A 14,607-nucleotide genomic window follows, 5' to 3' on the forward strand; every position below is an offset into this window, starting at 1 on the left:
TAGGAGGAGTCTGTAAAATGCAACCTTTTTTCTATAAGAAAACTTATCAATGGGATTTAATAAAGTCATTTAATAATAGGTATAATTCATCTGTACTTAGCCATGGTTTACGTCTATGCAACATTCTGTGACAATTAGAACAAACCATTATAATATCCTCAATTTTGGTCTTTTCTCCTTCTTTTAGTTGAGATACAGGGATTGTATGATGTCCCTCGATAAAATCTTTTCCTAATTCACCATATGTTTTATGAAAGTCAAAACCACAAATTTCACAGAAGAGTTTCCCACCATGCTGTTGCTTAAAACGTTCTTTTGCTCGTCTAATTACTTTATTATTACGTTCATAGGATAAATGAGTTTTAAGTATTTGTTTCCCTTCAGAAAATTCCTCCTCAGGATCGATGAAATCCCAATCATTATTGATATCGAAGTTTCTTAATCCCCAACATCCATTTCCTTTACCATTTACAGCATAAAATAAGTCCCGCTCCCCTTTATAAATATCGCATTCACTAGAATGATAATAGATGGTCTTTCTAATTTGTGCACCTATTGATTGTTCATGCTGATATTTACTTAGGTCTATTCTATTACGTTCCATAACTTTGGTTTTAATTTGACTTAGTGTTCCAGCTCCACCTAACTCCGTTAATATTTCTATGATTTCATTTAACCAAGGGTTTTTATTTGCCATAGGTATTCCTCCGAGAAAACTATATTTATTGTTAGTCTATCTTTTTAAAATTAGTATATCTAAATTTTTGCAATGGAAGCAATTGGTTTTATATAATTGTAGAAGGATTTACCAATGGATAATAGCGGGAGGATTCAAAAATGAATCAAAATACAATAAAGGAAATTCTTAAGTTTCGAGACGATAGAGACTGGAAGCAATTTCATAACTCGAAGGATTTGGCAATTTCTCTTTCTTTAGAGGCTAGCGAGTTATTGGAGAATTTTCAGTGGAAAAGTAGTGAAGATGCAATAGAACAAAATCTTGAAAATATCAAGGATGAACTAGCTGATGTATTAATTTATTCAATTTTATTGGCTGACCAAATGAATTTGGATATAGAAGAAGTAGTTAAAAATAAGCTAGAAAAAAATCAGAAAAAATATCCAGTTGAAAAGTCATTTGGATCGAATAAAAAATATAACGAACTATAGAAAACTATAGAAAACTAAATAAAACAGAAGAGGTGTAAGTGTATGTACAACGTAATACTACAACCTACAGGGAATAAAGTAGCTAAATTTAATTTTCAATCCACAATGCGTAATGGCATTGAATTTGAGAAAATTAAGCCTTTCTTACAACAAGAGGATGCTGATAAGTTATCCGAAATTTATAAAGGAAACTTAATCCGAGTTTGGGGGATAACTCCAAGTCCACAGAAAATAAAGCAATGGGAAAAGATTCAAAGAGGAGATATAACTCTCTTTTCAGCGAATAAGCAAATTTTTGCATCTGCTACCATCGCATATAAGGTACATAATTTAGAATTAGCAAAGCATCTGTGGGGAGAAACAGATAGTGGTGAAAGCTGGGAGTATATTTACTTCTTAGATGAAATAAAGCATCAAGCCATCAGTTTAAGTGTCTTTAATAGATTATTAGATTATGAAGAGGGTAATCTAATACAAGGTTTTAGAGTATTAGACCAAGAGAAAAGTAACATAATAATGAGTGCTTTTGATTTGTATAGTTCTTCTTATGCTCCAATTAGTACAAAGGAAGAAACAAAGAAAAATATCAAAGACATTATAGGTGATTTAGAACAAAGTGCTTCATTAGATAGTGAAATAAAAGGTAAGGCGAGAAAAGAGCAAGGGATATTACGTGGCTATCTGTTTAATGATAAGAAAACGTGTAACTGTGGAATTTGTGGGAAAGAGTATCCTATAGATTTACTTGTAGCTGCACATATTAAGAAAAGAGCATTTTGTAGCATAGAAGAAAGATTGGATATTGAAAATATAGCCATACCTATGTGTAAATTTGGTTGTGATGATTTATTTGAGAAAGGGTATATTACTGTCTTGAATGGAGAAATTATTAGCTTGGTTAATACAGATAATTTACCAGAGTCAGTAAGGGATTATATTGAGAGTCTCCAAGGAAAAGAGTGCTTGACATGGAATAATGACAATGCTGAGTATTTTGAATGGCATCTAAATTACCATAAAAAATAAGGATATTATATAGTGTATTCTATTGAACAAAAGGCATCCGGATTGGGTGCTTTTTGTTTTGATTTTTGGTAGTAGATAAGCAAGATATCAAAAGAGAAACGCATATTTGATTAGAAATAAAATTGTTAAAAACATTAAAAAAACAATCAGAAAATGCATGATATCTGTTTACCTAGGTAAACAGATATGGTATAATAAATATAGAAAGAACGAAAGGGGGGAAACAAATTGGCAAAGTTAGCACTGATACTAGGAATGATACTTACAGCACTAACAATCATTGAAAAAGTCCTAGTCATCCACGAAAAAGTAAAAAAGCTCAAAACCAAACGAAAACGCCCAGCCAGACGTAAACGCAAATGATTTTGAGCGGAAGAGAGAAGCCCACCTTCTCTCTTCTATACACATTATAACAACTTGCCAATTTGTAAACAATATGAAGAAAACAAGTAATTCATCGAACATCTTAATTATCTTCGTTACACTGTTTTACTTTGCTTATTTTCGAGATTCGATCGAAGCGAGTATTTTTAAAACTGTTTTGGATATCGTGTTAATTATTCTTTTAGTTCTTTATATTATAAATACGTCATTACGACTTTATGGGATTTTTAAAGAAAAAAGAGGTGAATAAAGTGTACAAGTTTGAAAATAAAGAGAAACTGCTTTCTTTTTTACATGATGAGGTATTAACGACACCAGAGGTAATGGATGTTTTAGGGATTAGTAAAGCGAGAATTAGTAAACTGATTAAAGATGGTAAACTTGTACCATTTAAAAAAATGGAACGAGTGAGCTTATTTCTACGTGAAGATATTGAAGAGAAGAAGAAGGAATTGGAGATATTGCGGGAGAAATACCAGCCTTATAATAAATGAGAGTAAATCATCTGTATAAGTAGATAATTTGGGTGTAATTTGATAACTAAAAAGCATTTTCGTGAATAGTATGGTTATAAAAGGTGTCAATGAGATAAATTAATACCTTGTTTTAAAGAAGTTGTACTGTTTATAGAGTAGGATATGTTTAAACGGATTAATCAGTATTGTTGTTTTTGGGAGATACCATTTTTAAACAAATAAGTTTTAATTAATAAGATTATTTAAAAACAAATGAATGAGTGTGGGTGTTCATTGTACGTAATAAAAGTATATTACATTAATCGTAGGACAGACTAAGTAAAGATAATCAGAATTCTAATCATGCCATTAAAGTTTTTGTGTTATAATAATTTTATTAATTATATTTTAAAAGGAATATTGATATTGTTGTCGAATAACGTAATATAGGGGGGATAAATATGGCAAAGGCATTAGAGGTTGCTAAGTATCTCGTAAGTAAAAGTGTACCAGGAACAGAAGAAAGTATTACTAATTTAAAATTGCAAAAATTATTGTATTATGCTCAAGGATTCCATTTAGCAATTCAAGACAGCCCTTTATTTATGGAAAGAATTGAAGCATGGGTACATGGTCCAGTGGTTCCAGAAGTTTATTCTGAATATAAGCATTTTGCTTATAATGAGATAGATACACATTATGATATTGGAATGATTGATTTAACAGAGGAAGAAAAAAAACTATTAAATGATGTGTGGAGTATTTTCAAAAGTTACAGTGGAAAAGTATTAGAAGAAATGACTCACAATGAAGAGCCTTGGGTAAACGCAAGGAAGGGACTAGGCACATTTGATTATAGTAATGAACGTATTAAGAAAAAAGATATAAAACAATACTTTGCAAAAGAATATATAGTTCAGGCAATTTAAGTAGGGTGAATATTCACTCTGCTTTTTTATAGGGGGAACGTAGTTTTGGAGTTTTTTGTAGAATATTCTATTAACTTTATTAATTTTATGAATGGCATAATAAAGACTTTAATTCCATTAAGCTTTACTATTTTTATATTTGCGTATCGCGAACAAAAAGAGGTAGCATATTCGCTATTTAAAAGAAAAAAAGCATTACCCATAAAACTTTTTTTAGGTATAACGCTTTTATTGGTAATTTTTAATATGTTTTTAATACCTGATGTAACTGCGACTGGGAAATTATCCGATTTTGTAATAGTATGTTTAGCAATAATTTCTTTTGCCTGGATTGTAATTGCATATTTTGCTTATAAAAGTATATTAAGAAACATTAATGTTATAAGTGAGTTCGAATACAATATTAACCAAATTAAAAAGGGTTTTGAGAATATTGAAAAGGAGTTCGACTCTAAAGAAGAGTGGACTAAAAATAATCATGCATTTGTTGCAAAATTACAAAAAGAGTTAAAAGAAATTAATATAGCTGCTGAAATTTGTTTTCAAATTCTAACCGCTAAAGATAAATATAAATTAAGTAATGATTTTACACACTCTTATAAAAGTATAGATGAAGTATTAATAAAAAAGATCATTGATATTAATTTGAATGAAGAAAAATTCAGTAAAATCGTTCCGTTTTCGGGCACTTTATATTTTGATTTGTATATTAGTACTTTGAAATGTATGAATGATTTATTGGGTATTACGTTTAAAGGTGGAAAAGACACAGAAATAAATAGTATAATTGATAATTTGGGGAAAATCCAACCTTTGTCGTTTGTTTTACATAAGGATTTAAAGCGAGAATGGAAAGTATACAGACAGAAAAAAAGGTATTCCAATCATAAAGATTTAGAATCTCTTTTTAAAGATTTTTATGATGAGTATTATTGTATAATTTGTCAAGTCATCTTAACACTGTATCAGAATAATGATAACAGGACTTCTAGAATTTTTCGATCTTTGATTTTAAGGGAAAGCGAAAGACAAAATACAAATAAAAACGATTTCTTAACTTTAATAACATCCTTGTTTATAAAGGCGTTACACCAAAATAACATTAAATTATTAACTGATGTAACTAATACGTTTTTAGATTTATTAAACGAATTTAAATCTCCAAAAAATCCAACAAGTATGTCTATTATAGGGAATAGGATTAAGATGAAAAGGTTTGAAAGAAATTTAAAGAAACATTATGATGTGCAAGAAAAAATTTCAAGGGTTATGTTTTTAGGAATTGTAAAATCAATTGAACTAGGGCATTATCAATGTGCAGGTTTCTTAATTAAGAATTTTGTTAAAAATTTCAATTATAATGATATTACCTATCTAATAGAAGAAACATATAGAAATATTGAAAATAAACATCCTAATTTAGGATTAAGTAAAAATTTAACGGAATTACTTTCTACTAAAATAACTTTCAGCGCGACGTCATATAAATACTGTTTCCTTAAAGCAACATTATTGGTTTCAATTCAACAATATTATACGTGTGCGATAAAAAAAGTAAGGGTCGAACCAAACAAACTTGCATTTATAAGTTTGGATTATTTTTTCAAGGATGAAGACTATGAATATCTTAGCTATCTAAAGTCTAAAATTGAAGGATTAAATTCTTTATATGGACTGCTAGCTTTAGAAGAAAAAAACCTTAAGAAATTCTACAAAGCGAATGATTTATAAAATAAATATCACGTGTGTACGTTGTTAATATCTAGATAATAAACATAAAGAGCATCTGTAAAGATGCTCTTTATGTTTATCTTACATGTTCTTATGTTCATTAACACCTAAATGCTTTTTTAGTGCATCTTGTAACACTTGAGAGTAGTTTACATTATTAGCTTTTCCCATTTTATCAAGCCAATGAGGAATAGTTAATGTTTTCTTAACTGCTTTATTTTCAATTTCACTACGTAATGGTGGCATCCATACTTCCATTAAGCCAATAACTTGATTGTCTTTAGTTTGGATAGAAGTTGGATTAGATGCGGGCGGAATAGCACCTTTATTTTCTTCTATTTCATATAAATGAGTTGCTAATGTCTTTTTAGCTATTTCAAAAGCATCCTCATAGTTATTGCCATTAGCATGACAATCTGCTAAGTCAGGAAATGTAACAGTAACCTGCTCATTAGAAAAATCAAAAATAGATGGGTAGATGTAGCGATCTTGATAAGTGCTCATTAGCTTTTCCTCCTGTTAAATATAGCGTCATGGATTTACTTCTTAAATTTCTTGATAATCGAAATGGTAAAGACCAGAATCCATAAAATAATAACTATTAGGTAGATAGTGTCTAACATTTGTAAATTAGAAAAGTCGGTAACAATAAAGAAACGAATTGTTAAAAACAAACAAATAGTATTTAAAATCAATGAAGTTTTTGACATATAGATATGGGAGATGATAATATTTTTTTGAGAAACCCAACCAGTTGGTTGAGTTTCCCAATGGGTTACTTGCGTTTTCTTCGCTTAGGTTTTCTGCTTGGTCGGCTTGAACCTTTGCGTTGAGGACGCTTATTTTTTTCTTCTTTGCTTTCTTTGAGAAGTATGTATATCGCTAAGATGAAAGAAGAAATCCCGCTTACTTTGTCTAAAATATCTAGAATGTCCATCTCCCTTATTCCCTCCTTTCTATACTCTTATTATAACACGTATTATAATACGTGTAAAGGAAATTCAATTAATTAATCTTTATTTTTTTATAAAATAATATATGGATATTAAATATTGAAAGGGAAGTTGTTGAGAGTATTTGCATTCAATATAAGTCTGTCCAATGAGAGATAAAAGCTTTATTTTTGTCGTACAAAAGCCACCTAATAGTAGATAGGGATTAATAACAATTATGTTATATAAAACTTCATTTACCGTATTGGGTTTCGTATAACTTTATATAAAGGATAACCGTTCAACATTGAGCGGTTATTTGTTTTGAGGTGGATGCATGGCAAAGGAATATGCAAAGAGGTTTTATAAATCCACAGCATGGAAGAAGTGTAGGGATTCATATTTTAAATTTAGATATGGATTGTGTGAGCGATGTAAGGGGAGTGGGAAAATTGTTCACCACAAGGATTACATAACACCAGAGAATATAAATAACCCAGAGATTACATTGAGCTTTCATAACTTAGAACTTTTATGTCAGGATTGCCACAACCGTGAACATCATGAGAAGAATAGTCCAGTTGTTGAAGGAGTAATGTTTGATGAGAACGGGGATTTAATACAAAAAGAATAAAAATCAAAATAAAAAGTGAACGCTGATATTTCCAAAGAAATAAAAGCCCCCCCATTTCAAAATCTTTTTCGAGTTCTCGAAGGACCGATGAGGTACCTTCAAGTAATACACAGGTCATTTCGCGTGACCCCCCTACCCAAAATGCAGAAGAGATGAGGTGTTATTTATGGCGATAAAGAAAGAATTAACAAAAGAAGAACGGGTTAACAAAGAAATAAACAGACTTAAACGTATATATAAAGAAATGCCAAAAGATACCCTCTTGGTAGTAGAGGGGCTAATTGTTGAAGCGGCAGATTTACGTGTTCGACTAGAAGATGTACGTAAAGATCTTGATGAAAATGGTTACGATGAAATGTTCTCGCAATCAGAGAATCAAGAGCCTTATGAAAGAGAAAGACCAGCGGCAAGAAGATATATAGCTATGAATAAAAGTTATCAAACGATAATGAAGCAGTTGGGTGATTACATACCTAAAAAACCAGTTGAAAGTAAGGAGAAGGATGATGGGTTTGATGACTTTGTGATGAATAAATGAGGATACAATATCCTTTGTCTTATAACCCAATCATTGAATATTATAGCCTTATTGAATCGGGAAAAGAAATTGTTAGTGAAAAAGTTCGTAGAATATATAAGAAATTAGTAAGTGATATTGATGATAAAGAAAGTATATATGAATACGACTCAAAGAAAGCGAACCATGCCATTGAGTTCATCGAAAACTTTTGTAAGCACTCAAAGGGAAAATGGGGCGGAAAACCAATTGTTTTAGAAGTATGGCAAAAGGCATTTATTGCAGCAGCATTTGGGTTTGTACATGGAATAGATGGCACAAGAAAATACAGAGAAGTATTACTTGTAGTTGCTCGTAAAAACGGAAAATCTACTGTTGGTTCAGGTATTGGATTGTATTTGCAAATAGCAGATGGGGAACCAGGTTCAGAAGTTTATGCGGTAGCAACTAAGAAAGACCAGGCGAAATTAGTTTGGCTAGAATCAAAGCGAATGGTAAAGAAGTCACCAGCACTATTAAAGCGTATTAAACCTTTAGTATCTGAAATGGTCTCTGAATGGAACGACAGTACCTTTAAACCACTTGGCTCTGATAGTGAAACTTTAGATGGACTTAACGTACATGGTGCTATGATGGATGAAATCCATGCTTGGAAAGATAAAAACTTATATGACGTTATTGTAGATGGTACGTCTTCACGAGAACAGCCAATGATATTTATGATTACAACAGCCGGAACTGTCCGAGAGTCAGTGTATGATATGAAGTATGAAGAAGCAGAAATGTTGTTAAATGGTCTTGATGACCCGGATGGATATAAAGACGATCGTTTTTTACCTATAATCTATGAGTTGGATAAACGAGAAGAGTGGACAGACCCTTCAAAATGGGCAAAGGCAAATCCAGGGCTAGGAACGATAAAAAAGGTAGACCAACTTGAAACAAAGGTAAATAAGGCAAAAGCAAATTCTTTGCTAGTAAAAAACTTACTAACAAAAGATTTTAATATAAGAGAAACATCAACAGAGGCATGGCTGACTTTTGAACAACTAAATAATCCTGATACTTTCGATATAGAAAAGTTAAAGCCTTCCTATGGAATTGGTGGTTGCGATTTATCTTCAACTACTGATTTAACAGCAGCGAAGGTTATTTTTATGGTTCCAGAAGACCCGCATATTTATGTGAAGCAGATGTATTGGCTTCCGGAAGATTTATTGGAGCAGCGAAGTAAAGAAGATAAAATCCCATATAATTTATGGCACGAGCAAGGAATATTAAGAACAACACCGGGAAATTCCGTTCATTATAAATTTGTTACGAAATGGTTCTTAGAAATACGAGATGCATGTGGTATTTATCTACCTTGGATTGGCTATGATAGATGGTCAGCTAAGTATTGGGTTGAGGAGATGGAAGGATATTTTGGCAAAGAATCTATGATTCCTATCGCACAAGGTAAACAGACTCTTTCTAGCCCGATGAGACTTTTAGGAGCTGACTTGGAATCTAAGTTAGTCAACTATAACAACAACGCAATTGATAAGTGGTGTCTTTCCAACACAGCCATAGACGTTGATAAAAATTTAAATATACAACCAAATAAAACTAAGAACCAACGACGTCGTATTGATGGCACAGCAGCGCTTTTAAATGCATATGTAGTTCTTCAAGAAAAACGAAATGACTACCTCAATATGATTTAAGAAGGAGGTGAGAATTTGGGGTTATTTGATAAGATATTTGGAAAGAAACAGGCTCCTACTACAACTCGTTTTGAAATGATAAATGATAATGGTGGAGGTTTTTTTGCGTGGAATGGGGACATCTATCAAAGTGATATTATACGAGCTTGTATACGTCCTAAAGCAAAAGCAGTCGGTAAGCTGATAGCCAAGCATATACGAGATAACTCTACTGAATTTAAGGTGAATCCAGATTCCTATATGAGATTTTTACTGGAAGAGCCTAATCCATTGATGACAGGACAAATGTTTCAAGAGAAAATGGCTGTTCAATTAGAGTTGAATCATAATGCATTCGCTTATATTAAGCGTGATGATTTTGGTTATCCAACTGAGGTTTATCCTATTCCATGTACAACAGTTGAAGTTGTAGAAGGTGCACAGGGAGACATCTTTTTAAAGTTTTATTTTAAAAATGGTAAGCAGATGACGATTCCGTATACAGATATCATTCATTTGCGTAAAGACTTTAATGATAATGACTTTTTCGGAGAACATCCTGGTAATGCATTAGCTCAGTTAATGGAGATTGTTACAACTACTGATCAAGGTATTGTTAAAGCTATTAAAAATAGTGCAGTAGTAAAGTGGATTCTTAAGTTTAAGTCAGTATTAAAACAAGAAGATATTGATAGTCAGGTTAAAAACTTTGTGAATAACTATTTGAATATCTCAAATGATGGTGGAGCAGCTTCTTCTGATCCGAGGTATGATTTAGAACAAGTGAAACCTGAAGCGTTTGTACCGGATTCCAAGCAGATGCAAGAAACAGTACAACGTATTTATAATTTCTTTAATACAAACGAAAAGATTATCCAAAGTAAATACAACGAGGATGAATGGACAGCTTATTATGAATCAGAAATTGAGCCATTTGCAATGCAGCTTGCTGGAGAATATACCAGGAAGCTTTTTTCACGTCGGGAAAGGGGATTTGGTAACAAGATTATCTTTGAATCCTCTTCACTTCAATACGCTTCTTTAAGTACAAAGATGGACTTAGTTCAAATGGTTGATAGAGGAGCTATGACACCAAATGAATGGCGTTCAATTCTTTCACTTGGACCAATTGAAGGTGGATCTAAGCCGATTAGAAGATTAGATACAGCTTTAGTTAAAGAAGGAAATGTCACTGATGAAGGAGGTGATGACAATGAACAAGACGGAAAAGAGGGAATTACTGAGTAGTGCTCTTGAAATTAGGGAATTAGAAAATGGCCTTCGAACAATTTCTGGTTATGCAGTTAAATGGGAAATGAAATCTGTAACAATGGGCTATTGGCAACGATTTAAAGAGCAGTTTAAAAAAGGAGCTTTCACAGAGTCCTTGACTCAAGATGATCAATTAGCTTTATGGAGCCACGACACATCACAAGTGTTAGGAAGAACTAAGAATGGTACTCTTCGTTTATTTGAAGATGAGATTGGACTAAGGTTTGAACTAGACTTAGCCAATACAACACTCGGAAATGACACATACGAGACGATTAAACGCGGTGATGTAGACGGTGTTTCCTTTGGGTTCCAAATGGTCAAAGAAGAATGGGATGAATCAGATCCGGACAATGTAGTTCGTAGTGTAACACAAGCTAAGTTACTAGAGATTAGTCCAGTAGCTTTCCCGGCTTATCCTGATTCGCAAGTTTCAGCTAGAAGTCATGACCCATATAAGCAATTTGTGAAGGAACGCAATCAAAAAGAATTACGTAAAAAACTAATTTTAAAAACATATTTATAGGGGAGAGATTCATTTGAAAACATTACAAGAAATTTTAACTAGGAAGTCAGAAATTCGCTCAATGTTACAAAGCGATAAGGAAGTAGACTTAACAGCATTAGAAACAGAATTACGAGATCTGGAAGAAACACAAAAACAAGTTGAAACACGACAAAGATTATTAAAAGAAGCAGAGGAGATTAATAATAATCAAATGCCTGAAATGCGTACAGTTGAAACATTTAACAATGAACCTCAAAAACAAGACGTAGAATTAGAGACTTCTGAAAAGCGTGGACAGGCTCTAATGGAAAACCGTGCTGTTACAGTTGGAAGCGGTAATGTGGTTTTACCTAAACATAGTGCAACGGATATTCGTCCAACTTTCAATGAAGTGTCTACACTGATTGATCGTGTTTCTTCTAAAACGTTAAAAGGTGGAGAGAGTTACCAACAGCCGTATATTAAAAGTTATGGGGAAGGTGATTACACAACTGAAGGTAATGACTACAATACATCAGAAACAACGTTTGGATATGCAGATATCACAAAAGCCAAAGTCACAGCTTATTCAGAAGACACAGAAGAGCTTCAAAAATTACCAGCAGCTGATTACGATGCTGAAGTAATGAAGGGGATTACGGTAGCTACTCGTAAAAAGTTAACTCGTGAAATTTTAATTGGTACAGGTGCGACGAATCGACTTGCTGGTATTTTCTCGGCAGCAGCTACGGCAATTGATTCAGCAACAGATTTAGAAATTTCAGCAATTGATGCATCTACATTGGATGAAATTATTTATAGCTATGGTGGAGATGAAGACGTAGAAGATGCAGCGGTATTGATTTTAAATAAACTAGACTTAAAAGCATTTGCTAAGCTTCGTACATCTGATGGTAAAAAAGTATATAACGTAGTATCACAAGGTAATTCAGGAACAATTGATGGGGTACCATTCATTATTAATAGTGCTTGTAAGGCTGTTTCTGATGCTAAAACGACAGCAGGACAATACAACATGGCATATGGTCCTTTATCAAACTATCAACTTACTATTTTCTCAGATATGGATGTTCAACGATCTACAGACTTTAAATTCAAGCAAGGTATGATTGCTCATAGAGGTTCTGTTTTTGCAGGTGGTAACGTAATTTCTAAAAATGGATTCTTACGAGTGAAGAAAGCGGCTACTGTATAATAGTCGCTTTTCTTTATGGTATAAGGAGGTTTAACTGTGAGTGGGAAACCGTTGAATAAATATGTTGTAAAAAGAGCTTTTCGAGATAAATTCACTTTCATTCATTATAGTGTTGCAGATTCATATGAATCAAATGATGCAGAACGTGTAATGTATCTACAAGATGAAGGTTTCTTGAATAAGGAACTCATTATAGATAAACGAGAAGATTTAAAAGGACCGGTTCATGTTGGAGGAGGGTATTACGAACTTCCAAATGGTGAAAAGATTAAGGGCAAAGATGCCGCTCTGAAAGCTTTAAAACAGCTAGAGCAAGTTGGTGAATGAATATGATGATTGATGTTGTGAAGAAAGCGGTACGCATCTCACATAATGCTCTTGATGATGAACTTGAAGATTTAATTGCAGCATCTCGATATGATTTGAATTTATCGGGTGTTTCTCATCTCAAGGCAAATGATGACACTGATCCTCTAATTAAAAGAGCAATTATTACGTATGTAAAAGCTAATTTTATTTCAGACGCAAAAGAGGCAGAACGTTTTTTAGCATCTTATAACATGCTTAAGAATCATCTAACTTTAGCGGGTGACTATAAATGAATGATATTTTACTATTCCCAGTAATAACAATTACTAAAGATGAACTAGGACAAGTTGAGGAAGATGAAGTATTTAGTAGACAGGTATTTTGCAAGAGAAAATCAGTTCCTCAATCAGAATTCTTTCAAGCTGGACAAAGTAATATCAAGGCTAGTCATATATTAATTGTTCATGTCTGGGATTACCAAGATGAACGAAAAGTGAAGTATCGAGATAAAGAATATAGCATTTACCGCACGTATGAAAGAGACGATGAAAAGATCGAACTTTATTGTGAGGTGAAAGCCGGTGTCTAATATTGATACTCTTGCAAGTGATATTGCTAGGGAATTGCAAAGATACGCTAACCTAGTAGAAGAAGATATAGAAGATGCTAAAGAAAAGGTTGCGACCAATCTTGTGAATGAATTGAAACAAAAAAGTCCTAAGAAAACAGGGAAGTATGGTAAAGGCTGGCGGAAAAAAAAGGATGGCAGTGCAATTATTGTTTATAATGCATTGAAACCACAACTTACACATTTATTGGAAAAGGGACATGCTAAAGCAAATGGTGGCCGTGTAGCAGCTAAGGTTCACATTGCTCCGGCAGAAGAAAAAGCAATAAATGAACTAATTGAACGTGTCGAAAGGGCGATTCAACAATGACATTAGGTGAATTAAAGAAAATCCTTGATGCTACAGGTTATCCTGTGGCTTATTCACATTTCACAGCAACGCCAACCAATCCAGTTCCAGCGCCACCTTATATTTGTTTTCTGGTGGACGGATCAGCGAATTTAATGGCTGATAACAAGGTATATCACAAGATAAATAATTTAAGTATCGAGCTTTATACAAATAAAAAAGATTTAATTGCTGAAGAAAATCTTGAAAAACTCCTAGACAATTATGAGATTCCTTATGAGTCCTATGAGGTTTTTATTGAAACTGAAAATCTATTTCAAAAAAATTATGAAACGAGGTTGATATAAATGAGTGAGAACAAAGTAAGTTTTGGATTGAAAAATGTACATTATGCAACATATGAAACAAAAGATGGGATAGTTACATTTGGAACACCAATTCCATTGCCTGGTGCGGTTGAATTAACAAATGAACCACGTGGTGATTTAATTGAATTCTATGCCGATGACATGCTTTATTACTCAGCAGATAATAACCAAGGTTATGAAGGAACGTTAAATATTGCACTCCTTCCGGAGCAATTTGCAATTGATGCATTAGGTGAACAATTAGATGAAACAGATGGTGTATTAAATGAGTTAGCTGATGCAAAAGGGAAACCATTCGCGCTGTTATTTGAGTTTGATGGTGATGTGAAAGCAACCCGTCATGTTATGTATAACTGTTCAGCGAGTCGCCCTAATATTTCATCAAAATCAAAAACGAATTCAGCTGAACCGAATACAAACGAGCTTAAATTCGTCGCAAGCCCAATTATTCTAGCAACTGGTGGTAGACCGATGGTTAAGACAAAGACAACTTCTAAAACTACACCGGCAATCCATGATAATTGGTACAAAAAGGTCTATGTGAAAACACCAACAGCACCAAAAGGAGCGTAATT

Annotated in this window: 21 protein-coding genes; 18 read left to right on the plus strand and 3 right to left on the minus strand. The window is 33.0% G+C overall.

The features are described 5' to 3' along the window. Positions 1-46: 46 nt before the first annotated feature. Positions 47-697: an HNH endonuclease gene (locus Q9B79_RS00195; protein ID WP_306182145.1), complete on the minus strand. Its 651-nt coding sequence runs from the start codon at positions 695-697 to the stop codon at positions 47-49. Between the two features lie 140 nt (positions 698-837). Here Q9B79_RS00195 and Q9B79_RS00200 point away from each other — a divergent pair, with 140 nt between their 5' ends. The 6 genes from Q9B79_RS00200 (at position 838) to Q9B79_RS00225 (ending at position 5,695) form a co-directional block, all read left to right on the plus strand. Further along, positions 838-1,170, plus strand: a complete 333-nt coding sequence (locus Q9B79_RS00200; protein WP_098284286.1) for a nucleotide pyrophosphohydrolase — start codon at positions 838-840, stop codon at positions 1,168-1,170. A 42-nt stretch (positions 1,171-1,212) separates the two neighbouring features. After that, positions 1,213-2,196, plus strand: coding sequence for an HNH endonuclease (locus Q9B79_RS00205; RefSeq protein ID WP_306182146.1), 984 nt, complete (start codon positions 1,213-1,215; stop codon positions 2,194-2,196). Positions 2,197-2,424: 228 nt separating this feature from the next. Further along, positions 2,425-2,559, plus strand: a complete 135-nt coding sequence (locus tag Q9B79_RS00210; RefSeq protein ID WP_001086026.1) for a hypothetical protein — start codon at positions 2,425-2,427, stop codon at positions 2,557-2,559. A 239-nt stretch (positions 2,560-2,798) separates the two neighbouring features. Beyond that, positions 2,799-3,074, plus strand: a complete 276-nt coding sequence (locus tag Q9B79_RS00215; protein WP_306182147.1) for a helix-turn-helix transcriptional regulator — start codon at positions 2,799-2,801, stop codon at positions 3,072-3,074. A 422-nt stretch (positions 3,075-3,496) separates the two neighbouring features. Continuing rightward, entirely contained in the window at positions 3,497-3,964 is a 468-nt protein-coding gene (locus Q9B79_RS00220; RefSeq protein WP_306182149.1) for a Panacea domain-containing protein, read from the plus strand. A gap of 45 nt (positions 3,965-4,009) precedes the next feature. Beyond that, the gene (locus tag Q9B79_RS00225; protein ID WP_306182151.1) at positions 4,010-5,695 is read left to right on the plus strand and encodes a hypothetical protein; all 1,686 of its coding nucleotides are present in this window, start codon (positions 4,010-4,012) and stop codon (positions 5,693-5,695) included. An 81-nt stretch (positions 5,696-5,776) separates the two neighbouring features. On the opposite strand, the gene Q9B79_RS00230 is transcribed toward Q9B79_RS00225, so the two are convergent. After that, positions 5,777-6,199 carry a type II toxin-antitoxin system HicB family antitoxin gene (locus Q9B79_RS00230; RefSeq protein ID WP_306182153.1) on the minus strand — a complete coding sequence of 141 codons (423 nt, stop codon included), beginning with the start codon at positions 6,197-6,199 and terminating at the stop codon, positions 5,777-5,779. A 271-nt stretch (positions 6,200-6,470) separates the two neighbouring features. Beyond that, entirely contained in the window at positions 6,471-6,632 is a 162-nt protein-coding gene (locus Q9B79_RS00235; RefSeq protein ID WP_000352022.1) for a hypothetical protein, read from the minus strand. A gap of 332 nt (positions 6,633-6,964) precedes the next feature. On the opposite strand from Q9B79_RS00235, the gene Q9B79_RS00240 reads away from it, so the two are divergent. The 12 genes from Q9B79_RS00240 to Q9B79_RS00295 all read left to right on the plus strand — a co-directional run bounded on the left by Q9B79_RS00240 (position 6,965) and on the right by Q9B79_RS00295 (position 14,605). Beyond that, a complete protein-coding gene (locus Q9B79_RS00240; RefSeq protein ID WP_044793474.1) occupies positions 6,965-7,261 on the plus strand; it encodes an HNH endonuclease in 297 nt (98 codons plus the stop codon). A 166-nt stretch (positions 7,262-7,427) separates the two neighbouring features. Continuing rightward, positions 7,428-7,799, plus strand: coding sequence for a hypothetical protein (locus tag Q9B79_RS00245; RefSeq protein ID WP_016091266.1), 372 nt, complete (start codon positions 7,428-7,430; stop codon positions 7,797-7,799). Beyond that, positions 7,796-9,484, plus strand: coding sequence for a terminase large subunit (locus Q9B79_RS00250; protein WP_306182156.1), 1,689 nt, complete (start codon positions 7,796-7,798; stop codon positions 9,482-9,484). Before Q9B79_RS00245 ends, Q9B79_RS00250 begins: the two co-directional genes overlap by 4 nt. Positions 9,485-9,499: 15 nt before the next feature. Then, the gene (locus tag Q9B79_RS00255) at positions 9,500-10,711 is read left to right on the plus strand and encodes a phage portal protein (RefSeq protein WP_242296724.1); all 1,212 of its coding nucleotides are present in this window, start codon (positions 9,500-9,502) and stop codon (positions 10,709-10,711) included. Further along, on the plus strand, positions 10,677-11,261 hold the full coding sequence (locus tag Q9B79_RS00260) for an HK97 family phage prohead protease (protein WP_001043898.1): 585 nt from the start codon (positions 10,677-10,679) through the stop codon (positions 11,259-11,261). The genes Q9B79_RS00255 and Q9B79_RS00260 overlap by 35 nt, the downstream gene beginning before the upstream one ends. 13 nt (positions 11,262-11,274) lie before the next feature. Further along, on the plus strand, positions 11,275-12,438 hold the full coding sequence (locus tag Q9B79_RS00265; protein WP_306182160.1) for a phage major capsid protein: 1,164 nt from the start codon (positions 11,275-11,277) through the stop codon (positions 12,436-12,438). 36 nt (positions 12,439-12,474) lie between these two features. After that, a complete protein-coding gene (locus Q9B79_RS00270) occupies positions 12,475-12,765 on the plus strand; it encodes a hypothetical protein (RefSeq protein ID WP_078421077.1) in 291 nt (96 codons plus the stop codon). Between the two features lie 2 nt (positions 12,766-12,767). After that, positions 12,768-13,040 (plus strand): head-tail connector protein, encoded by a 273-nt coding sequence (locus tag Q9B79_RS00275; RefSeq protein ID WP_142332320.1) that lies wholly within the window; start codon positions 12,768-12,770, stop codon positions 13,038-13,040. Then, entirely contained in the window at positions 13,037-13,336 is a 300-nt protein-coding gene (locus Q9B79_RS00280) for a phage head closure protein (protein ID WP_000997895.1), read from the plus strand. The genes Q9B79_RS00275 and Q9B79_RS00280 overlap by 4 nt, the downstream gene beginning before the upstream one ends. Further along, the gene (locus Q9B79_RS00285) at positions 13,329-13,685 is read left to right on the plus strand and encodes an HK97 gp10 family phage protein (RefSeq protein WP_000065124.1); all 357 of its coding nucleotides are present in this window, start codon (positions 13,329-13,331) and stop codon (positions 13,683-13,685) included. The genes Q9B79_RS00280 and Q9B79_RS00285 overlap by 8 nt, the downstream gene beginning before the upstream one ends. Beyond that, entirely contained in the window at positions 13,682-14,011 is a 330-nt protein-coding gene (locus Q9B79_RS00290) for a hypothetical protein (RefSeq protein ID WP_098619936.1), read from the plus strand. The genes Q9B79_RS00285 and Q9B79_RS00290 overlap by 4 nt, the downstream gene beginning before the upstream one ends. Further along, a complete protein-coding gene (locus Q9B79_RS00295; protein ID WP_001293689.1) occupies positions 14,012-14,605 on the plus strand; it encodes a major tail protein in 594 nt (197 codons plus the stop codon). It abuts the gene before it with no gap. Positions 14,606-14,607 lie beyond the last annotated feature (2 nt).

The organism is Bacillus sp. MHSD_36 (assembly GCF_030757775.1).
In the GTDB taxonomy this organism is placed as follows: domain Bacteria; phylum Bacillota; class Bacilli; order Bacillales; family Bacillaceae_G; genus Bacillus_A.